Below are 22,381 nucleotides of genomic sequence, written 5' to 3'. Positions count from 1 at the left end.
CGCCTCCCGCGCCGCAGGATCCGCCCATCTACCGCGATCTGATGCGGACCTGGGCCGACCGGGGCCGCACCCTGCCGGGCCGCCATGACCCGGAGTGGGTCAGGCTGGCGGCCCCGACGGTCTCACGCGGGCAGTTCAGCGACTTTCCGGTCCCGCCACATGACGGGCGATGACCATCCGCTGGATCTGGTTGGTGCCCTCGACGATCTGCAGGACCTTGGCCTCGCGCATATAGCGCTCGACCGGGAAGTCCGCGGTGTAGCCGTAGCCGCCGAGTATCTGGACGGCGTCGGTGGTCACCTTCATCGCGGTGTCGGTGCAGTGCAGCTTGGCCATGGCGGCCTGCTTGGCGAACGGCCGGCCCGCGTCGCGCAGCCGGGCCGCCGCGAGGTAGAGGGCCCGGCCGGCCTCGATCTGGGTGGCCATGTCGGCGATCATGAAGCGCAGGCCCTGGAAGTCGGAGATGGGGTGGCCGAACTGCCGCCGTCCGGTGGCATAGGCGACCGCTTCGTCCAGGGCCGCCTGGGCGAGGCCGATGGCGCAGGCCGCGATGCCGAGCCGGCCGGAGTCCAGTGCGGACAGGGCGATGGCGAAGCCCTGGCCCTCGTCGCCGAGCCGCCGTTCGTCGGGGACCCGGACGTCGTCGAAGTGGACCTGGGCGGTGGGTGAGCCCTTCATGCCCATCTTCTTCTCGGGCACCGCGCCGCTCAGGCCCTCGGCGTCACCGGGGACCAGGAAGGCGGTGATCCCGTGCGAGCCCTCCCCGCCCGTGCGGGCCATGACGGTGTAAAAGTCGGCGATGCCGCCGTGCGTGATCCAGGCCTTGGTGCCGTTGATCACCCAGTGGTCACCGTCCCTGACCGCCTTCGTGCGCAGGGAGGCCGCGTCGGAGCCGGACGCCGGCTCGGACAGGCAGTAGGCGCCGAGCAGGCCGCCGCCGAGGACCGCGGACAGGTGCTCGACCTGCTGCTGCTTGGTGCCGTAGGCGGCGAGCGCGTAGCTCGCGAGGGTGTGCACGCTGACGCCGAGGCCGACGGTGAGACGGGCCGCGGCCAGCTCCTCCAGGACCTGGAGGTAGACCTCGTAGGGCTGGTCGCCGCCGCCGTACTCGGAGTCGTACGGCAGGCCGAGCAGGCCTGATGCGGAGAGCAGGGTGAAGACCTCACGCGGGAAGCGTCCGGCGTCCTCCTCCTCGGCCGCCCGGGGCGCGATCTCGCGCTGGGCGATCTCCCGGACGAGCGAGATCAGGTCCCTCGCCTCTTCCGTGGGCAGCTGACGCTCCACCGGCTGCGGGTCGCGGTCGGACATGGCGTCGGTCTCCTCCCTGTCGGGCACCAGCGGTCACAGCCCGTCGGGTAGGGGCGGCTCCGCCTGTCGTTCGAGTGCGGCCGAGGTGGGCGTTCCGGGTTACGGAAGCTGCTGACCAGCGGCTGCGCAGTGAGTATGCCCGATCCGGGACCTTCCGTCACCAGTTAACGACCGCTTACTTCTCGAATTCCAGGACAACATCCGGCCGCACCCAAATTGGTCCGAACCATTGACCCGACTGGTCTAGTCCTCCTAAGGTTCATGACCAACGCTTTACCGCGTTCATGCCAATCGGCGCGCGTTCCCCTCTCCCCCAGGAGGAGACACCCGATGCACACCTCTCACCGCTCCCGGTTCCGGGCGCTGCTCTCCGCGGCCTGTTGTGCCGTCCTCGGCGCCGGGCTGCTGGCCGGCGCGTCCGCGGCGTCCGCGGCGGCCCCGTCCGCCCCGTCCGCCCCGTCCACTCCCCAGGTGCAGGCCGGCTCCAAGGTCGTCGGCTACTTCACGGAATGGGGTGTCTACGACCGCAAGTACCTGGTCAAGAACGTCGAGACCTCCGGCTCGGCCGCGAAGCTCACCCACATCAACTACGCCTTCGGCAACGTCACCGGCGGCAAGTGCGCGATGGGCGACTCGTACGCGGCGACCGACCGCGCCCACACCGCCGCCGAGTCGGTGGACGGGGTCGCGGACACCTGGGACCAGCCGCTGCGCGGCAACTTCAACCAGCTGCTGAAGCTGAAGAAGAAGCACCCGAACCTCAAGATCCTCTGGTCCTTCGGCGGCTGGACCTGGTCGAGCGGCTTCGGCGAGGCCGCCAGGAACCCGGCCGCCTTCGCCCAGTCCTGCTACGACCTGGTGAAGAACTCCAAGTGGGCGGGCGTCTTCGACGGCATCGACATCGACTGGGAGTACCCGAACGCCTGCGGCAACACCTGTGACACCAGCGGCCGGGACGCGTTCAAGAACCTGATGGCGGCCCTGCGCTCGAAGTTCGGGAGCAGTGCGCTGGTCACCGCCGCGATCACCGCCGACGCGACCAGCGGCGGCAAGATCGACGCGGCGGACTACGCGGGCGCGGCGCAGTACGTCGACTGGTACAACCCGATGACGTACGACTACTTCGGCGCCTGGGACGCGGCCGGGCCGACGGCCCCGCACTCACCGCTGAACTCCTACTCGGGCATCCCGAAGGCGAACTTCTACACGTCGGCGACCATCGCCAAACTGAAGGGCCTCGGCATCCCGGCGTCCAAGCTGCTGCTCGGCATCGGCTTCTACGGCCGCGGCTGGACCGGAGTGACCCAGGCGGCCCCCGGCGGCACGGCGACCGGACCGGCGGCAGGGACGTACGAGCAGGGCATCGAGGACTACAAGGTGCTCAAGACCAAATGCCCGGCGACCGGCACGGTAGGCGGCACGGCCTACGCCAAGTGCGGCAGCGACTGGTGGAGTTACGACACCCCGGCGACCATCGCGACCAAGATGACGTACAAGAACCAGCAGGGCCTCGGCGGCACCTTCCTCTGGGAGCTGAGCGGCGACACCACAGGCGGTGAGCTGATCAAGGCCGTCAACTGACCCCGGTCACGGGGGGCTTGGGGCGGGGGTTCCACGAGACCTCCGCCCCTTGTACGTGTCAGGCGTCCCGGCGGGCCGGGGTCGGGGCGCGGTAGGCGGGGTCCAGTTCCTCGATCGCGCGCATGGTGCCGCCGAGCGTCTTGACCAGCAGGTCGCGCATGGTGTCGCGGGAGAGCTCGGAGTGGGCGATCCAGTCGAGGGTGGCACCCTCCACGCTGCACAGCCAGGAGAGCAGGCCCATCCTGGCGAGCGGGGCGATGTCGGTGCGGCCGTAGGCGCCTTCGGCGATGGTCGCGACCATCGCCTCGCGCACCCCGTCCCGGATGGAGTGCACCTCGGTGTCGAAGCCGACGCCGCCGCTGACGATCGTGCGGTACGCGGCCTGGTGGTGCTCGGCGTAACGCAGATAGCTGTCGATGGTGCGGTGGACGCGGTCCACCTGAGGCAGCTCCAGACCGCTTGCCGCGTAGGTGACCAGGTCGGCGACGGAGTCCTGGATGATCGCCAGGTAGTAGCCGCGCTTGGACTGGAAGTAGTAGTAGATCAGCCCTTTGGCGACATGCGCCTGCCTGGCGATGTCGTCCATGGAGAGCGCGTCGTACGAGGTGTCGGCGAACAACTTCCGGCCGATGGCGATGAGTTCGGCACGGCGGGCCACGGAGCGCTCGGTGCCGCGCGCCCGGGGACGGGTGGCAGCACGTTGTTGACTAATATTCAATTTAGACCCTGGTCTCAGCGGGCTGCGGGACATGCGCAGTATGCCAGGTCGGACAGTGGGTCAGGTCACAGCAGTCCGAGTTGGGTCACCAGCATGGCGATGACCACGACAAGGGTCCAGCCCATGACGTGTTCCAGGACCTTCGGGCCGTCGTCCTTGGGGCCGCCGGTGCGCGCGCGGGCGACGGTGGTGGAGTGCGTGGTCATGTCGTCCACCATGCCACCGAATGCGGCTTTTGTGGCGGAGAGCTTGGTCACAGGAGAGCGGCCCCCGGTCCGTACGGGGGCCGCCGTGGTGCCCGGTCAGCGCACGCCCACCGCCGCGAGCGCCTTGAGCTGGCTCGCGGTGGGGCAGGCGGGGAAGTACAGGTAGCAGACGCCTCCGGTGCCGGAGACGGCCTTGCCACTGGCGTTGTACCGCTTGGTGCGCAGCCAGATGTTCTCGAACTCCCGCCGCGGATAGACCCGGCGGACCGCGTCGTCGTCGGCCGAGAACGGGTCGTTGGCGATCACGTCGCCGTCGGCGGTGAAGCCGATCACCGTCATGAGGTGCCCCGAGGTGCCGTAACCGGCGCCCGTCAGCTCGCTCTCCAGGAACGACTGGGACGTTATGGCCGGGATGCCGGCCGCGATCAGCGTCTCCAGGTCGGTGAGCGAGCCGAGTCGCGTTATCACGCCCTGGAGGTCCTTGTAGGTGGCCGCGTAGGCGGCGTTGAACGGCCAGTTGCCGCAGCCCGCGTACTGGTAGTCGTAGGTGTGGCGGGCCGCGAGGCAGACCTGGGGATCGGTGTACGCCGGGTCGACCCAGGCCAGTTGCGCGGGGGTGGGCCGGGCGCCCCAGTACTCGACGATCATCTGCGAGGAGGTCGGGCTGCACCAGGCCTCGCCGCCGTTGTCGTACTCGGGGTACTGGCCCTTGTGGATCTCCTGCGAGTAGCGCGGGACCTTCAGCTCCCGGGCCAGGCCCGGGGTGGAGGCCGGGACGGTGAAGCGGTCCGGGATGTCCGAGCCCATGGCGCCGATCCGCCAGACGGTCGGGGTGACCTTGGTGCCGGGCTTGCGGTAGAGGGTCAGGCGCAGCTGGTACGAGGCGAGACGCAGGCCGGTGGTGGCGTCGTCGATGGCGAAGGTGTCCGTCCAGATGCTGCTCCTGCCGTCCGTCTGGCCGTCCACCGAGGTCCGTCTGATGTCCTGGTCGCCCGCCGCCCAGCGGCCCATCACGTACCAGGGGGTCGCGGTGCCGTCGGAGTAGGTGCCGTGCAGTTCGACCTGGATCCAGGTGCCGGCCGGGGTGTCCGCGTTCCAGGAGGCGATGGTCTCCGTGGCGGGCACGGTGAGCTGGTGCACCGGACCGGTCCAGGTGCCGTACTCCCAGCGGGCGGTGATGCCGGTGTGGGGGTCGGTGTATGAGGTGGTGCCGGCCGGGGTGCCGATCACCACGCCGGGGCGCTTCCCGGCGACCGCCCCGACGCCCTTGGCGGTGCCGGTCTCCCAGTCGCCGTGGGTGGTCCACGAGCGGTAGTCGACGGGACGGGTCTGGGCCCGGCCGGTCTCATCGGTGTCGGTCTCCGGTGCCGCGGCCGCGGGGACCGCCGGGACCACTCCCTGGGCAACGGCGGCCGCCGCGACGGAGGCGGCGACGGCCAGAACTGTTCTGCGGGACGGCTGTTCGGCTCTGCTCATGGGTGGAAGACCCCCGGGTGGGCACGGAGCTGCTGGTCCGGTGCGGGACTGTGCGCCAACTATGGAGCAGCCCGCATGCCCCTGCCAGCACTTCCGCCCATGCCACGCCCACCAATATTGGTCTTGTCCACTGAAAGGGCCCCGGCGCCCTTCGCCGGGGCCTCCTGCACCGCCGTCAGACGAGGTCCATCGCGGCGACCTCGTCGGGGCGGCCGTAGCTGACCGGGCCCTGGAAGCGGCGGCGGGCGGTGGCGAACCACCAGACCGTGGCCACGACCAGGACGACGGCCAGCGCGATCGGGGCGTAGTTGAAGGTGTCGACGGTGATCGGGGAGACCTGCGGCAGCATGAACAGGACGCTGCTCAGCAGGATCCAGGTCACCGCCAGCCAGCCGACCGGCCTGCTCCAGCGGCCCAGGTTCCACGGCCCCGGCTGGAACTCGTCGCCGAGGCGCAGCCGCAGGAACACCGGCACGGCGTAGGCGAGGAACAGTCCGACGACGTTGACGCTGACGATCGCGGTGAACGCCGTGTGCGACCACCAGCCCGGCACGACCAGGGCGACGGAACAGGCCACCGCCAGCCATACGGCCTTGACGGGGGTACGGGTGCGCGGCGAGACCGAGTGCCACAGGCGGGAGCCGGGCATGGCGCCGTCACGGGAGAAGGCGAAGATCTGCCGGGTGTTGCTGGTGAGGTTGGCGAGGCCGCAGAAGAGCATGGCGCCGATGACGACGAGCAGCATCGCCTTGGCCCAGCCCATGCCAAGTCCGTCGATGAGAATCTGGACGGGCGGCGCGGAGGAGCTCGCCACCTTGTCGTAGTCGCCGATGCTGTACACCAGCGCGAGCATCAGGACGAGGCCCGTGATCGCCGAATAGCCGATCGAGCGGATGATCCCCCTGGGGGCGTTCACGGTCGCCCGGACCGTTTCCTCGGACATGTGGAAGCTGCCGTCGAAGCCGGTGAAGGTCCAGCTGGTGACCAGCAGGCCGAGCATGCCGCCGTAAAGGCCGTTGGTGAAACCGGTGTTGTTCACGAAATGCGTCACGAAGGACGCCGACTGATGGTGGTCCGGCATCACGATCAGTGTGCTCACGATCACCACGAGTCCGATCAGCAGCCACCACACGGAAATCCGGTTCAGCAGGGCGACGAGCTGCACGGTGTAGGTGTTGGCGAGCCCCTGGACCACGATGATCAGGGCCGTGATCAGGACCGTCTGGTGGGCGGTCGGGGTGTACGAGGGCCACTGCAGGGCGACGAAGGCCTGGATGAAGGTGGCGGCCGCGTATCCGGTCGCCGCCGTGCCGCCGATCTGGCCCACGAAGTTCAGCCAGCCCGTGTACCAGGACCAGGCGCCCTTGTGCCGCTTGGCGAGCTTGCCGGCGGAGAAATACAGCGCGCCGCTCGTCGGATAGGCGGAGGCGACTTCCGCCATGGCGGCGCCGATGCACAGCACCATCACGCAGACGCCGATCCAGCCGAACACGAGAATGCGGGGGCCGCCCGCGTTCATACCGAATCCGAAGGACGAGAAAATACCCGAGAGGATATTGATGATGGTGAAGGATATAGCGAAATTGTCGAACGCCTGGAATCGGCGGGTGAGTTTCCGCGGATAACCCATCGCGTGCAGGGTCGCGTCGTCGTCGCGGGTGACGGGATCCGCTGTGCGTTCTGACACTTACCGGCCTTTCTCTCTATGCGGGTCTCTCTAGGAGGGGATGGGCAGGCCGCAGGCGCGGCGGGCCCGGGAGAGCTGCTCGACGGGCTCGCCGAAGACGCTCCAGGGCATCCGTGAGGCGTACCGCCCCATGGCCGTGAAGACCGCCCGGGCCTCGAACTCACGCTGGGCCATGACCAGCGCGTGCGCGAGGTAGGCCAGGTCGAGCACCGGGGTGAAGCGGTATCCGGCCACCGTGGGCAGCCAGTTGCGGTAGATCGACAGCGCGGTGGATCGCCACTGCGGCTGCTCCCAGACCCGCTCGGCGAGCAGCTGGGTGGGGTTGTGGCTCTCCACCAGCGCGACCAGGGGCAACAGCCGTATCGCCGAGTCCGCGGGGGCCCGCTGGGCGAGGAAGGCGGCGACATCCCAGGCGGCGTTGACCGAGCCGCCGTAACGGGTGAAGAAGAAGGACAGGAAGCGGTGGTGGGCCTCCCGGTGCCAGGGGTCGAGGGCGAGGGTGTGCGCGAACAGCCGCCAGGGGCCGGGCGGCGAGGTCAGCAGGCCGCTCGGGGCGGGGTCGTGCGGGCGGTGCAGCCGGGCCATGGCCAGCTTGGCGGCCCAGGGGGTGGGGTCGGCGGCGTTGGCGACGGAGGCCCGGTCGCAGGCGGCGAGGGCGATCCGCTCCAGCGCCTCGGCGCGCTCGTCGCGGGCGTCGGCCGCCCGGATCGCCCGCTGCACGGCCACCCTGGCCCACATCAGGGTGGACTCGGGGCTCGGCTCCTCGGCCAGCCAGCGCTCCACCAGATCGGTGCCGGCCGCCTCGGAGGCGAGGACCAGGGAGCGGTGGGCGCGCAGGGCGAAGTCGGTGCGCGTCTCGGCCAGGGCCTCGCGGGCGCTGCGATATCTCCCGGCGCGCACATCCACGCACACGCTCGCGAGCAAGCGGTCATCGGCCGCCGGATGCCATACGTACTGCCCCTCGAATAACTCCGCGGCCATCTTCCCCTGTCCGTCCCCGTTCGACGCGTCGCAGTCGCGCAGAAAGCACCCTACTCAGCGGCGGGCACACCGGGAACGTCCGATTTCGACATATCGGTCAGCGGGTCGGAAATATGGGAGGGGTCGCTGGAGAACGGCTCGAAATTTGTTCAAGCCGCTACTTTTCCGGGGCCGTAAACGCCCGCTATGCGCCGCACTACTAGAATGTTTCCGGAAAACACCCCACACCACGCGACACCACACCACACCTCAGCACACCTCGGGAATCGCCATTCACCGTCTCGCCTCCGCGCTCCAGGGCCTGCCGCCCTCCTGCGGCCCGGTCCGTCTCGTCGGCGTCGACGGGCACGCCGGCTCCGGAAAGACCACCTTCGCCGGGCGGTTGGCCGCCGCGCTGGGCGGGGCGCCGGTGCTCCACCTCGACGACATCGCCAGCCACGAGGAGCTGTTCGCCTGGACCGGCCGGCTGCTGACCCAGGTGATCGAGCCACTCAGCCGCGGCGAGACCGCCCACTACGCGCCCTACGACTGGCGCGCCCGCGCCTTCGGCCCGCCCCGCCCGCTGCCGCCGGCCCCGGTGATCCTCGTCGAGGGCGTCGGCGCCGGCCGGCGGGCGCTGCGCCCGTTCCTGGCGCGGCTGCTGTGGATGGAGATGCCGCGGGAGGAGTCCTGGGCCCGGGGCAGGCTGCGGGACGGCACGGAACAGCGGGACTTCTGGGCCGAATGGGTCCGGTCGGAACGCGCGCACTTCGCCGAGGACCCCTCAAGGCCGTACTCCGACCTTCTGGTGACACAGTCACAGAAGGGGTACGAGGTGCTTCCGGGGCCCGTGAAGACCGCTGGACCGGACCAGACGGTCACCCACCGTGAGGGACCGTCGGCAGTGTGCTGAACTTGTGAAGAGGTGCCTGGAAGAAGTTGCCTCAGTACCTCAACTCGGCTTGACCCAAGGGCCGTACAGGACTTACGTTCTGAATGTGCGGCCCCTGGGAGCCGCCCCACAGACGCGAAGCCCCCGGTTGTTCCCCCGTGATCGGGGGCTTCGTTCTGCCCTTTACCCCTTTTGTGTGCGCCGCGTGCGCCTCGTTGCTCACCCTCGGTCACCGAGCGGCGCCTGCCCGATCTGCTCCCACCTCGCCAAACGGCCTGTGCGGCACCCTTCGGCGCGCGGTGGAAGCGCAGGTACGATGCCCTCGGTGCGACCATCGAACGGCTGCTTCGCGCATCTGCAACTCCGGTCCGCGGCACAGCGGTTCGACCAACGGCGGCCATCGGGGGGAGCCCGGGGGCCAACCACGGGGGCACGGTTTGTGGGGGACGTGATGGATTTCGGCACGCAGGGCCCCGAGGCCCCGGCCGACCTCGCCTGGCTGCGAGGCGTGGACGCCTACACGATGGGCGCCTATCCGCAGGCGGAGGAGGAGTTCCGCGCCGCGGTACGGATGGATCCCGGGATGGCCGACGCCTGGCTCGGGCTGCACGCGCTGCGCGTCGACACGACGACCGCGCTGCTGAGAATGTTCCGGCACCGGGACCGCTTCGGCGAACAGCGCGCCCGGCACCGCCGGGCGCTCAACTCCTGGTACTGGCTGGGCTGGTGGGTGCAGCCGGTGCTTGAGAACCCGCGCGATCTCCTGCTCGCCCACGCCTCGCACTGGCTGGACGGCCGGCACGTCCCGGAACTCGACCGGGCCCTCGCCGGACTGCCGCCCGTGGACGCCGACCCCCAGGTCCGCTTCCTGCACGCCTGCCGGGCCTACCTGGTCAAGGACTGGGAGCAGCTGGTGCGGCACACCGACCCGCTCCTCGACGATGCCATGCTCGGCATCGAGGCGGGGCTCTTCGGCGGCATGGCCCGGGTCCGCCTCGAAATGTACGGCCAGGCCGAACCGCTGCTCTCGGCGGCGCTGATGCGCTGCCGCAGCGAGCAGCCGCAGCGCAAGGAGCTGCGCTACTGGCTGGCGCGGGCGCACGAGGGCACCGGGCGCAGCGCCGCCGCGCTCCCCCTCTACCGGGCCGTGCACCGGGTCGACCCCGCGTTCATGGACACCTCGGCACGGCTGGCCGCGATCGCCGAGGGCGACGGGTACGACGACAGCGCCGACCTCGCGGCGATCACGCTCACCGGCGCCGGGCAGGACGTCGTGGACGGGCCGGACCTGCTCGACCCGTTCTTCGGCACGGAGGGCCGCGATCTGCGGTTCGGGGAGTCCGAGCCGCCTGCCGGGGCGATGCCGTCGGTGGTCGATCCGGCGGTGCGCGAGAAGGTCGTGCCCTCGGCGCCGCTGCCGGCCGGGCCGACCGACCCCGCGTTACTCGAGGAGGCGCTGGCCGAGCTGGAGCGCATGGTCGGCCTTGAGCCTGTGAAGCGGCAGGTCAAGGCGTTGTCCGCGCAGTTGAACATGGCCCGGTTGCGGGCCGGGCAGGGGCTGCCGGTGCAGCCGCCGAAACGCCACTTCGTCTTCTCCGGCCCGTCGGGCACCGGGAAGACCACGGTCGCCCGGATTCTCGGGCGGGTGTTCTACGCGCTCGGCCTGCTGGGCGGGGACCACCTCGTGGAGGCGCAGCGGGCCGATCTGGTGGGCGAGTATCTCGGCCAGACCGCCGTGAAGGCGAACGAGCTGATCGACTCCGCGATCGGCGGGGTGCTGTTCGTGGACGAGGCGTACTCGCTGTCCAACTCCGGCTACGGCAAGGGGGACGCCTACGGCGACGAGGCCTTGCAGGTGCTGCTGAAGCGGGCCGAGGACAACCGCGACCACCTGGTGGTGATCCTGGCCGGCTACCCGGAGGGCATGGACCGGCTGCTGGCCGCCAACCCCGGGCTCTCCTCCCGCTTCACGACCCGCGTGGACTTTCCCTCCTACCGCCCCCTTGAGCTGACCTCGATCGGCGAGGTGCTGGCCGCGGAGAACGGTGACGCCTGGGACGAGGAGGCGCTGGAGGAGCTGCGGTCGATCGCCGGGCACGTGGTCGACCAGGGGTGGATCGACGAGCTGGGCAACGGCCGGTTCCTGCGCACGCTGTACGAGAAGAGCTGCGCGTACCGGGACCTGCGGTTGTCGGTGTATCCCGGGGCACTGTCCCGGGACGACCTGGCGACGTTACGGCTGCCGGACCTGATGCAGGCGTACGGGGAGGTGCTGTCGGGGCGGGGGCCGCAGGATCCGGCCGGTATGTAGGTGTGGCTGGGCCGTGCCCCGTAAGGGGCGCGGGGCTGTATCGACATGCGGCTCCGCCGCGTGGGCGCGACCAGCCCCCACGCACCCGCAGCCGAACTACGACCTCACCCGGCCATGGCCTCCTCCGGCTCCCCGCTCGCCCTCGGCTCCGGCGTCCGCGGCGGCGTCTTCGGCCGGTCCCGGTGCGCCGGGTCCGTCACCTCACCGACGAGCAGCTCCAGGACGTCCTCCAGCGCCGCCAGCCCCAGCACTCGGCCGTTCGCGTCGGCCACCTGCGCGAGGTGCGTCGCCGCCCGGCGCATCACCGTGAGCGCGTCGTCGAGGGGCAGCTCGGCCCGCAGGGTCGTCATCGGGCGCCATATCTGCTGCGGCACCGCCCGGTCCGAGTCCTCCAGGTCGAGCACGTCCTTCACATGCACGTAGCCCATGAACGCACCGGACTCGGCGGCGACCGGGAAGCGGGAGTACCCGGTGCGGGCGGTGAGTTCCACGATCTGGCCCGGGGTGACCGACGGGGGGACCGTGATCAGGGACTCGCGGCGCAGGAGTACGTCGGTCACCGGGCGGGAGCCCAGTTCCAGCGCGTCCTCCAGCCGCTCCCGCTCCTCGGGGCCGAGGAGGCCCGCCTGGCCGGAGTCCTCGAGCAGCCGGTTGAGCTGCTCGCTGGTGACGACGGCCTCGACCTCGTCCTTCGGCTCCACCCGGAACAGCTTCAGGATGCCCTGGGCACAGGCACCCAGGGCGACCGTGATCGGCCGGCACACGCGGGCGAACGCCACCAGGCCGGGGCTCAGCCACAGCGCCGCCTTCTCGGGCGCCGCCATCGCCAGGTTCTTCGGCACCATCTCGCCGATGACGAGGTGGAAGAAGACGACTCCGGCCAGCGCGATCACATAGCCCAGCGGGTGGATCACGCCCTCGGGCAGGTGTACCGCCTCGAACAGCGGCTCCAGCAGATGCGCCACGGTCGGCTCGGCCACCGCGCCCAGCGTCAGCGAGCAGACGGTGATGCCGAACTGGGCCGCGGCCATCATCTGCGGGAGGCGTTCCAGGCCGTAGAGGACCTGGCGTGCCCTGGCCGTGCCCAGCGGTTCGATCTGGCTGCGGCGGACCGAGACCAGCGCGAACTCCGCGCCCACGAAGAAGCCGTTGGTGAGCACCAGCAGGGCGGCGAAGACCAGTTGGAGGACGCTCATCGGACGGCCTCCGCGACGGCGGGGGCGGTGCGGACCAGGCGGACCCGCTCGGCGCGGTAGTGGCCGACCCGGCGGACCGACAGCCGCCAGCCGGGCAGCTCGGCCCGGTCGCCGGGCGCCGGGATCCGGCCGAGAAGGTCGGCGACCAGGCCGGCGACCGTCTCGTACGGGCCCTCGGGCACGTCGAGGCCTATCCGCTGGAGGATGTCGACGCGGACACTGCCGTCGACGTCCCAGGCGGGCTTGCCGTCCTGCGCCGGGGCCGCCGCGAGTTCCGGTGCGTCCGGGCTGTCGTGCTCGTCGCGGACCTCGCCGACGAGTTCCTCGACGATGTCCTCCAGGGTGACCACCCCGGCCGTACCGCCGTACTCGTCGACGACGACCGCGATGGGCTGCTCGGAGCGGAGCCGGGCGAGCAGCGGCTGGACCGGGAGGGTCTCGGGGACCAGCAGCGCCTTGCGGGCGATACGGCCGACCGGGGTACGCAGCCGGTCCCGGACCGGGACCGCCAGGGCGTCCTTGAGGTGGGCCATGCCGACGATCTCGTCGATCTTCTCCCGGTAGACCGGGAAGCGGGACAGGCCGGTGGCCCGGGTGAGGTTGACCACGTCCTCGGCGGTCGCCGAGTCCTGGAGCGCGCTGACCTTCACTCGGGGGGTCATGACGTGCTGCGCGGTCAGCTCGCCCAGGGACAGGGTGCGGACGAACAGGTCGGCCGTGTCCTGCTCCAGGGCGCCGGCCCGGGCGGAGTGCCGGGCCAGCGAGACCAGCTCGCCCGGGGTGCGGGCGGAGGCCAGCTCCTCGGCGGGTTCGACGCCCAGGGCGCGGACGAGCCGGTTGGCGACCGTGTTCAGCGCGGCGATGACCGGGCGGAACAGGCGCGAGAAGCGGGCCTGCGGGCCGGCGACGAAGCGCGCGACCTGGAGCGGCTTGGAGACCGCCCAGTTCTTGGGCACGAGTTCGCCGATCACCATCTGGATCGCCGAGGCGAGCAGCATGCCGACGACGACCGAGATACCGGAGACGGCGCCCTCGGGGAGACCGATCGCGGTGAACGGGCCGCGCAGCAGCTCGGCCAGTGCCGGTTCGGCGAGCATGCCGACGACCAGGGAGGTGATGGTGATGCCGAGCTGGGTGCCGGAGAGCTGGAAGGACAGTTCCTTCAGCGACTCGACGACCGTACCGGCGCGCTTGTCGCCGTCGGCGGCGGCCTTCTCGGCTTCGGGTCGCTCCACGGTCACCAGGCCGAACTCGGCGGCCACGAAGAAGCCGTTGGCGAGGATGAGCAGGAACGCGGCCGCCAGGAGCAGCAGGGGGGTGGTCATGATGCCGCCGCCTCCGATTCGTCGCGGACCCCTGATCGGGGGTCCGCGGTATGTCGGGAGGGGGCGGCGCAGGTACTACAGGACGATCCGTCCATCGCCGGAGAGGGTCACTCCTCGGGTAGCAGGAACCCCTGTGCGCCGGGCGCGCGACAGGGGTGGAGGCGGGACGTGAAAAAGCCTCCACCAACAGATTAATCAAGACAGGGCCCACTACGGCAGGGTGGACGACCCGGAGGTGGCCCCGAAGTTGCGTGATTTCAGCCCTGGTGCTGCTCGGGGTCGTGGATCGCGTGGGCCTCGGCGAGGGCCCGCAGGGCCTTGGCGTCGGCGATGGCGCGCTGCTTGGCGATGCCCGGCTGGATGCCGAGCGCGGGCAGGCTGGTGCCGTCGCTGAGGTTCAGGAACACCCACGGGTCACCCGGTCGGAGGTTCACCTGGAGGATCTCCGCCCAGTCCAGGCGCCGCTTGCTGACGATGTTGACGACGGTGACCCCGGACTCGTCGGCCACCACCTTCACCCGGGCCAGCTGGGCCAGCACCCAGAAGATCAGCGCGCCGGTGATGACGAAGCTGAGCTGCTCCCCCGGGCCGAGCTGTTCGAGGAGCAGCGCGACCCCGGAGATGGTGGCGAAGATGGCGAGGCCCGCGGTGAGCAGGATCACTCGGGTGTGGCCCGGCCGGAAGGTGACGGGAAGGGAAGGAAGCTCGGACATCTCTCGCGGGCGTTTCAGAGGCGGCAGGCGTGGATGGCCGTGGTCAGGATGGCGCGGGCGCCGATGTCGTACAGGTCGTCCATGATCCGCTGTGCGTCCTTGGTGGGGACCATGGCGCGGACGGCGACCCAGCCCTCGTTGTGCAGCGGGGAGACGGTCGGGGACTCCAGGCCCGGGGTGAGCGCGACGGCCTTCTCCAGCTGCTCGACCCGGCAGTCGTAGTCCATCATCACGTACGTCCGGGCGACCAGGACGCCCTGGAGGCGGCGCAGGAACTGCTGGACCTTCGGCTCGGCAGCGTCCTCGGTGTCGGCGCCGGCCCGGCGGATGACGATCGCCTCGGAGGTCATGATCGGCTCGCCGAAGACCTCCAGGCCCGCGTTGCGCAGCGAGGTGCCGGTCTCGACGACGTCCGCGATGACCTCGGCGACACCGAGTTCGATGGCGGTCTCGACGGCGCCGTCCAGGTGGACGACGGAGGCGTCGACACCGCTGTCGGCGAGGTGCTTGGCGACGATGCCCTCGTAGGAGGTGGCGACCGTCTTGCCCTTCAGGTCCGCCAGGCCGTCGGCCGCGCCGGGCCTGGACGCGAAGCGGAAGGTGGAGCGGGCGAAGCCGAGCGGGAGGATCTCCTCGGCGTGGGCGCCGGAGTCGACGAGCAGGTCACGGCCTGTGATGCCGATGTCGAGGCGGCCGGAGGAGACGTAGATCGCGATGTCCCGGGGGCGCAGGTAGAAGAACTCGACATCGTTGACCGGGTCGACGATGCGGAGTTCCTTGGACTCCCGGCGCTGCCGGTAGCCGGCCTCATGCAGCATGTCCGCCGCAGGTCCTGAGAGGGAACCCTTGTTGGGGACGGCGATGCGCAGCATGAGGTCGGCTTCCTTCGCTTGAAAAGGGGGTTTGTCGGAAAGGGTTCTACAGGTGGGCGTAGACGTCGTCCAGCGAGATTCCACGGGCGACCATCATCACCTGGACGTGGTACAGCAGCTGGGAGATCTCCTCGGCAGCGGCTTCCTTGCCCTCGTACTCGGCGGCCATCCAGACCTCGGCGGCCTCTTCGACGACCTTCTTGCCGATGGCATGGACCCCCTTCCCGACCAGCTCGGCGGTGCGGGAGGTGGCGGGGTCGCCGTGGGCGGCCTTGTGCTGGAGCTCGGTGAAGAGCTCCTCGAAAGTCTTGTTGGACATGGTGAGCGCCAGACTACGCCAACTGCCGCGTCGCTCAGTGCCAGGGTTCAGATACTGAGCGGAGGGTGGCCGCCGTCGCCACCGCCGCCGTCACCGCCTCGTGGCCCTTGTCCTCGTTGGAGCCTTCCAGGCCCGCCCGGTCCAGGGCCTGCTCCTCGTTGTCGCAGGTGAGCAGGCCGAAGCCGACCGGGACGCCGGTCTCGACGGAGACCTGGGTGAGGCCCTGGGTGACGCCTTGGCACACGTACTCGAAGTGGGGGGTGCCGCCGCGGATGACGACGCCGAGGACGACCACCGCGTCGTAGCCGCGGCCGGCGAGGGCCTTGGCGGCGACGGGGAGCTCCCAGCTGCCGGGGACCCGCAGCAGGGTCGGCTCGTCGATCCCCAGGTCGCGCAGGGCGCGCAGGGCGCCGTCCACCAGACCGTCCATCACCTTCTCGTGCCACTGCGCCGCGATGACGGCGACCCGCAGGTCGCTGACATTGCGTACGGACAACTCCGGTGCACCCTTGCCGCTCACGTCTCTCCTCAGTGCTGTTTCTTTACTGGTTGCCGCAGCCGGACACGGCGGGGGTGTCCAGCCAGGGCAGGTCGTGGCCCATCCGGTCCCGCTTGGTGCGCAGGTAGCGGAGGTTGTGCTCGCCCGCCTGTACGGGCATCGGCTCCCGGCCGGTGACCTTGAGGCCATGGCTGAGCAGCGCGTCGGTCTTGTCGGGGTTGTTGGTCATCAGCCGGACGCCGCGGACGCCGAGGTCGGTGAGGATCTGGGCGCCGGCCGCGTAGTCGCGGGCGTCGGCGGGCAGGCCGAGTTCCAGGTTGGCGTCGAGGGTGTCCCGGCCGCGCTCCTGGAGTTCGTACGCGCGCAGCTTGGACAGCAGCCCGATCCCCCGCCCCTCGTGTCCGCGCAGGTAGACGACGACACCCCGGCCCTCGTCCTGGATGCGCTCCAGGGCGGCGTCGAGCTGGGGGCCGCAGTCGCAGCGGGCGGAGCCGAAGACGTCTCCGGTGAGGCACTCGGAGTGGACCCGGACCAGGACGTCCTCGCCGTCGCCGATCTCGCCGTGGACGAGGGCGACATGCTCGACGCCGTCGGCGGTGGAGCGGTAGCCGTACGCCGTGAAGGTCCCGTGCTTGGTGGGCAGGTTGACCTCGGCCTCGCGGCGGACGGTGGGCTCGGCGGAGCGCCGGTAGGTGATCAGGTCCGCGATGGAGATGATCGTCAGGCCGTGCTTGCGGGCGAACGGGATCAGCTCGGGGAGGCGGAGCATCCGGCCGTCCTCGCCTGCGATCTCCACGATGGCGCCGGCCGGACGCAAGCCCGCGAGGCGGGCGAGGTCGACAGCCGCCTCGGTGTGGCCGTTACGGACCAGGACGCCTCCGGGCCGGGCGCGCAGCGGGAAGACGTGGCCGGGGCGGACGAGGTCCGTCGGCTCGGCGCCGCCGCTCGCCAGCAGTTGGAGCGTGGTGGCGCGGTCGGCGGCGGAGATGCCGGTGGTGACGCCGTGCGCGGCGGAGGCGTCCACGGAGATGGTGAACGCGGTCTTCATGGACTCGGTGTTGTCACCGACCATCTGCGGCAGCTCGAGCCGGTCCAGCTCCTCGCCCTCCATGGGGGCGCAGATCAGGCCGCGGCACTCGCTCATCATGAAGGCGACGATCTCGGGGGTGACCTTCTCGGCGGCGATGACGAGGTCGCCCTCGTTCTCGCGGTCCTCGTCGTCGACGACCACGATCGGCCGGCCGGCCGCGATGTCGGCGATGGCCTGCTCGACGGGGTCGAGGGTGAGGTCGTCGAGGCCGTCGGTGCGGTAGAGAATCGGTGCCGCGGTCATGCGGGTGCCCCTTCCAGAGCGGGCCGCGAGCCCTGGCGGGAGCGCAGCCACCAGTCGCGCATGCCCCACAGGACGAGCGCGCCGTAGATGACGTAGACGAAGCCGGAGAAGGCGTAGCCGTTGGCGAAGTTGAGGGGGACGCCGACCAGGTCGACCAGGAGCCAGGCGATCCAGAACTCGACCATGCCGCGGGCCTGGGCGTACATGGCCACGACGGTGCCGACGAAGATGTAGGCGTCCGGCCAGGGGTCCCAGGACAGGGACGGGTAGGCCTTGAAGAGCACGGCGACGGCGACGGTGCCGACGGCCGCGGCGGCGACCATCGCGCCGCGCTCGCGCCAGGTGGCGAACCGGGGGGTGATGTGACCGTCACCGCGCCCCCTGTTGCGGTTCCACTGCCACCAGCCGTACAGCGCCACGACCATGACGACGGCCTGCTTGCCGGCGCTGCCGGTGAGATGGCCGTAGAAGGCGCCGAAGAGGATGAGGCCGGAGGCGAACTGCACCGGCCAGCTCCACAGGTTGCGGCGCCAGCCGAGGGCGAGGGCGGCCAGGCCGAGGATGTTGCCGATCATGTCCGACCAGAGGATGTGCTGGCCGAACAGGACGAAGGCCTCGGAGTTCAGCCCGTTCACCGGCCTGCTCCCTGCGTGTTCGCGAGCAGCCGCTCCACGTACTTGGCGACGATGTCGACCTCGAGGTTGACCGGGTCGCCGGGCTGCTTGCGGCCGAGCGTGGTCAGGTCGAGGGTGGTCGGGATGAGGCTGACGGTGAAGTAGTCGGGGCCGGCCTCGACGACGGTGAGGCTGATGCCGTCGACGGTGATGGAGCCCTTCTCGACGACATAGCGGGCGAGGTCCGCGGGGAGGGAGACCTTGACGATCTCCCAGTTCTCGGAGGGGGTCCGGGACAGCACCTGACCGGTGCCGTCGACATGGCCCTGCACGATGTGGCCGCCGAGCCGGGAGCCGACGGCGGTGGGGCGCTCCAGGTTGACGCGGGAGCCGACGTCCAGCGCGCCGAGGGAGGAGCGCTTGAGGGTCTCCTGCATGACGTCCGCGGTGAACTCGTCGCCCTCGTGCTCCACGACGGTCAGACAGACACCGTTCACGGCGATGGAGTCGCCGTGCTGTGCGCCCTCGGTCACTACGGGGCCACGGAGCCGGAAACGGGAGGCGTCGCCGAGGTTCTCGACGGCGGTGATCTCACCCAGCTCTTCGACGATTCCGGTGAACACTTCCCGGGTCCTCCTGCCTCAACGGGGCACGGACTCCGGGGCCTGTCGACGAACGACAGAAAGGACGGAAGAGCACACCGGGAGCGACGCCGACAAGGTCCCGCCCGCGACGGACGAGACCAGATACGGCGGCGCGCACAGTTACATGCTCGCCCGCCGCGCACTGCCTCCCATCCGGACTTTAACCGTCGGTCCAGGAATTTCACCTGGTCAACCGGCCGCTGGAAGCGGACGGGTCGCGGACTGTAACCGCCGGTTCGGAGTTTCACCGACCCCGGAGTGCGCTGCTTCTGGTACACGGCCAGTCTGCCACGCCCGACGGCGGTCCATACAGGGGAGCCGTGTGGGCTGCCTCACAGCTCGTGTCGCTGGACTTCCCTGACAGGCCGTCACGTGCTCGATCGGCGCCCAACCGGCCCTCGGACCAGGCATCTTGACTTGATCCACAGCTATTGACCCTACTGGTCTAGTCCATTTATCGTTCAGGCGGGCCCGGCGACGGTGACGACGGCCCTTGCCCGTCGCCGGGTCGCCCACCCGGGCGCTCAGGTCAGCGGTCCCGCGGCGCGAACAGCACGTCCTGGGCGCGTTCCCGTGCCGTCAGCAGCGCTCCGCGCAGCACCGCCCCGCCGCCGAGGGCACTTGCCCGCACCTCCGTGGCCAGCGGGGACATCCGGCGCAGCCGCTCCTCGACGCGGGCGGCGAGCGCGGCGCCGCCGGCCGAGCCGATCTCGCCACCGAGGACCACGCACCCCGGGTCCAGGATGGCGACGACGGCAGCGACGCCTACGGCGATGCGGTCGGCCAGGGCGTCGAGGAAGCGGGCGGAGTCTGCCGGGTGGGGTTGGCGGTCGTCTGCGGGTCCGATGTGGCTGGTCGCGTCCACGCGGCGGTAGCCGCCTATCGGATACGGCCCCGCGCCCCTTCGGGGCGCTGACCGGTCGCCGTCGGCTTCACGACGCCCTTGGGACGTCTCGGCGCCCTCGTCCGCGAGCCGTGCCGCCTCCCCCACCAGCCGCGCCGCCGCGGACTCGGGGTCCGTCGACCCGGCCGGTTCCAGGCCGTGTTCCTCGGCCAGTTCGGCGATCGCCGTCGCCCCCACCAGCGAGTGGTAGCCGCCCGCGCAGTCCGTCGCCGACGGCAGTGCGCGCGTGCCCGGTACCGGCAGGAAGCCGATCTCGCCCGTGCCGCCGGAGGCGCCCCGGCGCAGGCTGCCGTCCAGGACGACGGCGGCGCCGCAGCTGTGCCCCAGCCAGAGCAGCACGAAGGTGTCGCGGTCGCGGGCGACGCCCTCCTGCTGCTCGGCGAGGGCGGCCAGATTGGTCTCGTTCTCGACACTGACCCGTGCCTCGGGGAACCGCTCCTGGAGGGCGGCTACCAGCCGGCGGTGCCAGGCCGGCAGGCCCGCCGTGTCGCGGAGTTCGCCGCTCGCCGGGTCGATGAGCCCGGGCGCCCCGATGCCGACGGTGTGCAACCGCCCGCCGCCGACGGCCCCCGCCTCCTTGGCCGTCCGCTCGACCAGCTCCACCGCCTGCTCGACGGCCGCCGCCTCCCCCGCGGGCGCCTTTCCCGCCTCCGGCCCGACCGGCACCGACCCTTCGGCCAGCACCCGCCCCACCAGGTCGGACACCAGCACCGAGACGCTCTCGGTGCGGACGTCGACGGCGGCCAGACAGGCACGGTCGGCGACGATGCCGTACAACCGGGCGTTCGGTCCCCGGCGCTGTTCGCCGGACTCGCCGACCACGGCGATCAGGCCGGACACGGTGAGCCGTTCCACGAGGTCGGCGACGGTCGGCCGGGACAGCCCGGTCAGCTGTTTCAACTGCCCTGCCGTGAGCGGTCCTTGCTGCTGGAGCAGGGTCAGCGCGAGCCGGTCGTTGATGGCCCGGGCGGTGCTCGGTGATGCGGGCATGACGGGCATCCTCCCAGATCGACGCGGGCCAGGACGGCCACATCACTCCCTATCTATCAGGAAGGGTCCCTGATAGTTTACGGCGCGACAGCGGGGCGGCACCCACCCGGGGAGGGGCAGGACCATGAAGGACATGGGGTACGAGCAGCACGAGGTGAAGCGCGCGCGGTACGCCGTCGCGGCCGTGTTCACCGTGCACGGTGCCGTCACCGGCTCGTTCGCGACCCGGGTGCCCTGGATCCAGGACCATGCCGGCCTGAGCGCGGGCCAGCTCGGATTCGCGCTCGCCTTCACCGCGTTCGGTGCGTCGTGCTCGATGCCGCTGGCGGGCCGGATCAGCCACCGCTTCGGCAGCCGTACCGCGCTGCGCGGACTGATCGCGATGTGGACGCTGTCGCTGGTCCTGCCGTCCCTCGCGCCGAACCTGTACACGCTCTGCCTGGCGATGTTCGTGTACGGCGCCAGCGCGGGCATGGCCGACGTCGCGATGAACGCGCTCGGCGTGGAGGTCGAGCGGCTGCTCGGCAGGTCGATCATGTCGGGGCTGCACGGCATGTGGAGCGCGGGCGCCCTGATCGGCTCGGCGGCCGGCACCCTCGCCGCACACCTCGGCTCGGACGCCCGGCTGCACTTCGCGCTGGCCGCCGCCACTCTCACCGTGCTCGGCGTCCTGGCGGCCGGCTGGGTGCTGGACGTGCAGCCCGCCGAGGACGAGGAGCCGCCGCCGCGGTTCGCGCTGCCGCCCCGGTCGGCGCTGCTGATCGGCACGGTCGGCTTCTGCGCGGTGTTCGCGGAGGGGGCGAGCCTGGACTGGTCGGCGGTGTTCCTGCGGGACCGGATGGACAGTTCAGCCGGGCTCGCGGCGGCCACCACCACGGGGTTCATGCTGACCATGGCGATCGCCCGGATCAGCGGGGACGCGGTGGTGAACCGCTTCGGCACGGTCCGTACCGTGCGCGCCGGGGGTGTGCTGGCCGCGCTCGGCGGGCTGCTGATCGTCCTCGCCGGGCAGCCGGCGGTGGCGATGACCGGGTTCGCGCTGATGGGCCTTGGCATCGCCGTCGTCGTACCGCTGTGCTTCGCGGCGGCCGGGCACGCCGGGCCCAATCCCAGTCAGGCCATCGCCGGCGTGGCGACGATCACCTACACCTCGGGGCTGATCGCGCCCAGTCTGATCGGCGGGGTGGCGCAGGCGACCAGCCTGGTGGTGTCGTTCGGTGTGGTCACGGCGCTCACGTGCGGCCTGGTGGCGTTCGCGGGTGTGCTGCGGCCCGGGGAGCGCGCGGTGCGGGCGGAGGTCAGCCCGTCGGCCGCAGCAGCTCCCGGCCCGCGGCCCTGAAGCGCTCGCTCCAGGGGGCGGGGCGCAGGGTGGCCGCGTCCAGCCGGACCAGGACCCGGGTGCCGTGCGCGTAGGTGGTCGCCCCGTCCGCCGAGCAGAACCGGAAGCCGTAGGTCAGGCCGGTGTTGCCGAGCCGTTCCAGCCAGAGGTGGACGGCGTAGGTGCCCGGCCGGGTGACCGGCGCCTCGTAACTGATCCGGAGTTCCCTGACCGCGTTGCAGGCGTCCTCGGCCGCGGCCCAGTCGCCCTCGAAGGCGAAGCCGTGCCCCTGCCAGAGCTCGGCCCAGGCCCGCTCGACCATCACCGGGTAGCGGGCGTTGTGGAGCAGCCCGAGCGCGTCGAGGTCGTCGAAGTGGACGGTGACGGGGATCAGCCGGCCGTAGGACAGGGCGGGGGCGGTCTGGGCTTCGGCGGTCACGGGTGGGGCTCCTGGGCGTTGCTGACATTTCGCTGACCTTCAGCTGACGCCAGTCTAAGCGAGCGCTCAGGAGCCC

The 22,381-nt window shown here is 70.9% G+C and carries 21 protein-coding genes and 1 riboswitch; of the genes, 4 read left to right on the top strand and 17 right to left on the bottom strand.

The genetic code is table 11. The features are described 5' to 3' along the window. Nucleotides 1-135: 135 nt before the first annotated feature. Nucleotides 136-1,308: an acyl-CoA dehydrogenase gene (locus ACGFZQ_RS22480; protein ID WP_393841769.1), complete on the bottom strand. Its 1,173-nt coding sequence runs from the start codon at nucleotides 1,306-1,308 to the stop codon at nucleotides 136-138. 330 nt (nucleotides 1,309-1,638) lie between these two features. Here ACGFZQ_RS22480 and ACGFZQ_RS22475 point away from each other — a divergent pair, with 330 nt between their 5' ends. Continuing rightward, nucleotides 1,639-2,889, top strand: coding sequence for a glycoside hydrolase family 18 protein (locus tag ACGFZQ_RS22475; RefSeq protein ID WP_393841768.1), 1,251 nt, complete (start codon nucleotides 1,639-1,641; stop codon nucleotides 2,887-2,889). Nucleotides 2,890-2,947: 58 nt separating this feature from the next. On the opposite strand, the gene ACGFZQ_RS22470 is transcribed toward ACGFZQ_RS22475, so the two are convergent. The 5 genes from ACGFZQ_RS22470 to ACGFZQ_RS22450 all read right to left on the bottom strand — a co-directional run bounded on the left by ACGFZQ_RS22470 (nucleotide 2,948) and on the right by ACGFZQ_RS22450 (nucleotide 7,957). Beyond that, nucleotides 2,948-3,607 (bottom strand): helix-turn-helix domain-containing protein, encoded by a 660-nt coding sequence (locus tag ACGFZQ_RS22470; protein WP_351735530.1) that lies wholly within the window; start codon nucleotides 3,605-3,607, stop codon nucleotides 2,948-2,950. Between the two features lie 65 nt (nucleotides 3,608-3,672). After that, nucleotides 3,673-3,813 (bottom strand): SCO1431 family membrane protein, encoded by a 141-nt coding sequence (locus ACGFZQ_RS22465; protein ID WP_393841767.1) that lies wholly within the window; start codon nucleotides 3,811-3,813, stop codon nucleotides 3,673-3,675. 96 nt (nucleotides 3,814-3,909) lie between these two features. Continuing rightward, the gene (locus ACGFZQ_RS22460) at nucleotides 3,910-5,289 is read right to left on the bottom strand and encodes a peptidase C39 family protein (RefSeq protein ID WP_393841766.1); all 1,380 of its coding nucleotides are present in this window, start codon (nucleotides 5,287-5,289) and stop codon (nucleotides 3,910-3,912) included. Between the two features lie 175 nt (nucleotides 5,290-5,464). Further along, on the bottom strand, nucleotides 5,465-6,919 hold the full coding sequence (locus tag ACGFZQ_RS22455) for an amino acid permease (RefSeq protein WP_351735920.1): 1,455 nt from the start codon (nucleotides 6,917-6,919) through the stop codon (nucleotides 5,465-5,467). Nucleotides 6,920-7,006: 87 nt separating this feature from the next. Next, complete coding sequence (locus ACGFZQ_RS22450) at nucleotides 7,007-7,957, bottom strand: hypothetical protein (protein ID WP_393841765.1); 951 nt, start codon at nucleotides 7,955-7,957, stop codon at nucleotides 7,007-7,009. Nucleotides 7,958-8,228: 271 nt separating this feature from the next. Here ACGFZQ_RS22450 and ACGFZQ_RS22445 point away from each other — a divergent pair, with 271 nt between their 5' ends. Both ACGFZQ_RS22445 and ACGFZQ_RS22440 read left to right on the top strand, forming a co-directional pair. After that, complete coding sequence (locus ACGFZQ_RS22445) at nucleotides 8,229-8,849, top strand: uridine kinase (protein ID WP_393841818.1); 621 nt, start codon at nucleotides 8,229-8,231, stop codon at nucleotides 8,847-8,849. A gap of 430 nt (nucleotides 8,850-9,279) precedes the next feature. Continuing rightward, a complete protein-coding gene (locus ACGFZQ_RS22440; RefSeq protein ID WP_393841764.1) occupies nucleotides 9,280-11,139 on the top strand; it encodes an AAA family ATPase in 1,860 nt (619 codons plus the stop codon). A 104-nt stretch (nucleotides 11,140-11,243) separates the two neighbouring features. On the opposite strand, the gene ACGFZQ_RS22435 is transcribed toward ACGFZQ_RS22440, so the two are convergent. The 10 genes from ACGFZQ_RS22435 to ACGFZQ_RS22390 form a co-directional block, all read right to left on the bottom strand. After that, on the bottom strand, nucleotides 11,244-12,335 hold the full coding sequence (locus tag ACGFZQ_RS22435; protein ID WP_393841763.1) for a hemolysin family protein: 1,092 nt from the start codon (nucleotides 12,333-12,335) through the stop codon (nucleotides 11,244-11,246). After that, nucleotides 12,332-13,660: a hemolysin family protein gene (locus ACGFZQ_RS22430; RefSeq protein ID WP_351735542.1), complete on the bottom strand. Its 1,329-nt coding sequence runs from the start codon at nucleotides 13,658-13,660 to the stop codon at nucleotides 12,332-12,334. The genes ACGFZQ_RS22435 and ACGFZQ_RS22430 overlap by 4 nt, the downstream gene beginning before the upstream one ends. A 257-nt stretch (nucleotides 13,661-13,917) precedes the next feature. After that, nucleotides 13,918-14,373: a PH domain-containing protein gene (locus ACGFZQ_RS22425; RefSeq protein ID WP_393841762.1), complete on the bottom strand. Its 456-nt coding sequence runs from the start codon at nucleotides 14,371-14,373 to the stop codon at nucleotides 13,918-13,920. 14 nt (nucleotides 14,374-14,387) lie between these two features. Beyond that, nucleotides 14,388-15,245, bottom strand: a complete 858-nt coding sequence (gene hisG / locus ACGFZQ_RS22420) for an ATP phosphoribosyltransferase (RefSeq protein WP_351735546.1) — start codon at nucleotides 15,243-15,245, stop codon at nucleotides 14,388-14,390. Nucleotides 15,246-15,291: 46 nt separating this feature from the next. After that, nucleotides 15,292-15,564 carry a phosphoribosyl-ATP diphosphatase gene (locus ACGFZQ_RS22415; RefSeq protein ID WP_030946750.1) on the bottom strand — a complete coding sequence of 91 codons (273 nt, stop codon included), beginning with the start codon at nucleotides 15,562-15,564 and terminating at the stop codon, nucleotides 15,292-15,294. A gap of 34 nt (nucleotides 15,565-15,598) precedes the next feature. After that, nucleotides 15,599-16,084, bottom strand: a complete 486-nt coding sequence (ribH, locus tag ACGFZQ_RS22410; RefSeq protein WP_393841761.1) for a 6,7-dimethyl-8-ribityllumazine synthase — start codon at nucleotides 16,082-16,084, stop codon at nucleotides 15,599-15,601. 22 nt (nucleotides 16,085-16,106) lie between these two features. Further along, nucleotides 16,107-17,396 (bottom strand): bifunctional 3,4-dihydroxy-2-butanone-4-phosphate synthase/GTP cyclohydrolase II, encoded by a 1,290-nt coding sequence (locus ACGFZQ_RS22405; RefSeq protein WP_393841760.1) that lies wholly within the window; start codon nucleotides 17,394-17,396, stop codon nucleotides 16,107-16,109. Beyond that, nucleotides 17,393-18,031, bottom strand: coding sequence for a nicotinamide mononucleotide transporter family protein (locus ACGFZQ_RS22400; protein ID WP_351735552.1), 639 nt, complete (start codon nucleotides 18,029-18,031; stop codon nucleotides 17,393-17,395). Before ACGFZQ_RS22400 ends, ACGFZQ_RS22405 begins: the two co-directional genes overlap by 4 nt. Then, the gene (locus tag ACGFZQ_RS22395; protein WP_351707034.1) at nucleotides 18,028-18,633 is read right to left on the bottom strand and encodes a riboflavin synthase; all 606 of its coding nucleotides are present in this window, start codon (nucleotides 18,631-18,633) and stop codon (nucleotides 18,028-18,030) included. The genes ACGFZQ_RS22400 and ACGFZQ_RS22395 overlap by 4 nt, the downstream gene beginning before the upstream one ends. 156 nt (nucleotides 18,634-18,789) lie before the next feature. Further along, nucleotides 18,790-18,920, bottom strand: a riboswitch (FMN riboswitch). 263 nt (nucleotides 18,921-19,183) lie between these two features. Then, entirely contained in the window at nucleotides 19,184-20,548 is a 1,365-nt protein-coding gene (locus ACGFZQ_RS22390; RefSeq protein WP_393841759.1) for an ROK family transcriptional regulator, read from the bottom strand. 124 nt (nucleotides 20,549-20,672) lie between these two features. Between ACGFZQ_RS22390 and ACGFZQ_RS22385 the strand changes: the two genes are divergently transcribed. Further along, the gene (locus ACGFZQ_RS22385; RefSeq protein ID WP_351735556.1) at nucleotides 20,673-21,887 is read left to right on the top strand and encodes an MFS transporter; all 1,215 of its coding nucleotides are present in this window, start codon (nucleotides 20,673-20,675) and stop codon (nucleotides 21,885-21,887) included. Here the strand turns inward: ACGFZQ_RS22385 and ACGFZQ_RS22380 are convergent. Beyond that, nucleotides 21,847-22,305, bottom strand: coding sequence for an acyl-CoA thioesterase (locus ACGFZQ_RS22380; protein ID WP_393841758.1), 459 nt, complete (start codon nucleotides 22,303-22,305; stop codon nucleotides 21,847-21,849). The genes ACGFZQ_RS22385 and ACGFZQ_RS22380 overlap by 41 nt on opposite strands. Nucleotides 22,306-22,381: the final 76 nt, after the last annotated feature.

The sequence above is a fragment of the Streptomyces sp. NPDC048254 genome (assembly GCF_043201895.1).
Lineage (GTDB): Bacteria > Actinomycetota > Actinomycetes > Streptomycetales > Streptomycetaceae > Streptomyces.
This window is presented reverse-complemented; position numbering and strand designations above follow the sequence as displayed.

What these genes read in the sequence shown, in the direction of transcription:
- ACGFZQ_RS22480 (WP_393841769.1), bottom strand. Translation starts at nt 1,308, where the DNA reads ATGTCCGACCGCGACCCGCAGCCGGTGGAGCGTCAGCTGCCCACGGAA.
- ACGFZQ_RS22475 (WP_393841768.1), top strand. Translation starts at nt 1,639, where the DNA reads ATGCACACCTCTCACCGCTCCCGGTTCCGGGCGCTGCTCTCCGCGGCC.
- ACGFZQ_RS22465 (WP_393841767.1), bottom strand. Translation starts at nt 3,813, where the DNA reads ATGACCACGCACTCCACCACCGTCGCCCGCGCGCGCACCGGCGGCCCC.
- ACGFZQ_RS22460 (WP_393841766.1), bottom strand. Translation starts at nt 5,289, where the DNA reads ATGAGCAGAGCCGAACAGCCGTCCCGCAGAACAGTTCTGGCCGTCGCC.
- ACGFZQ_RS22455 (WP_351735920.1), bottom strand. Translation starts at nt 6,919, where the DNA reads ATGGGTTATCCGCGGAAACTCACCCGCCGATTCCAGGCGTTCGACAAT.
- ACGFZQ_RS22450 (WP_393841765.1), bottom strand. Translation starts at nt 7,957, where the DNA reads ATGGCCGCGGAGTTATTCGAGGGGCAGTACGTATGGCATCCGGCGGCC.
- ACGFZQ_RS22440 (WP_393841764.1), top strand. Translation starts at nt 9,280, where the DNA reads ATGGATTTCGGCACGCAGGGCCCCGAGGCCCCGGCCGACCTCGCCTGG.
- ACGFZQ_RS22435 (WP_393841763.1), bottom strand. Translation starts at nt 12,335, where the DNA reads ATGAGCGTCCTCCAACTGGTCTTCGCCGCCCTGCTGGTGCTCACCAAC.
- ACGFZQ_RS22430 (WP_351735542.1), bottom strand. Translation starts at nt 13,660, where the DNA reads ATGACCACCCCCCTGCTGCTCCTGGCGGCCGCGTTCCTGCTCATCCTC.
- ACGFZQ_RS22425 (WP_393841762.1), bottom strand. Translation starts at nt 14,373, where the DNA reads ATGTCCGAGCTTCCTTCCCTTCCCGTCACCTTCCGGCCGGGCCACACC.
- hisG (WP_351735546.1), bottom strand. Translation starts at nt 15,245, where the DNA reads ATGCTGCGCATCGCCGTCCCCAACAAGGGTTCCCTCTCAGGACCTGCG.
- ACGFZQ_RS22415 (WP_030946750.1), bottom strand. Translation starts at nt 15,564, where the DNA reads ATGTCCAACAAGACTTTCGAGGAGCTCTTCACCGAGCTCCAGCACAAG.
- ACGFZQ_RS22405 (WP_393841760.1), bottom strand. Translation starts at nt 17,396, where the DNA reads ATGACCGCGGCACCGATTCTCTACCGCACCGACGGCCTCGACGACCTC.
- ACGFZQ_RS22390 (WP_393841759.1), bottom strand. Translation starts at nt 20,548, where the DNA reads ATGCCCGCATCACCGAGCACCGCCCGGGCCATCAACGACCGGCTCGCG.
- ACGFZQ_RS22385 (WP_351735556.1), top strand. Translation starts at nt 20,673, where the DNA reads ATGAAGGACATGGGGTACGAGCAGCACGAGGTGAAGCGCGCGCGGTAC.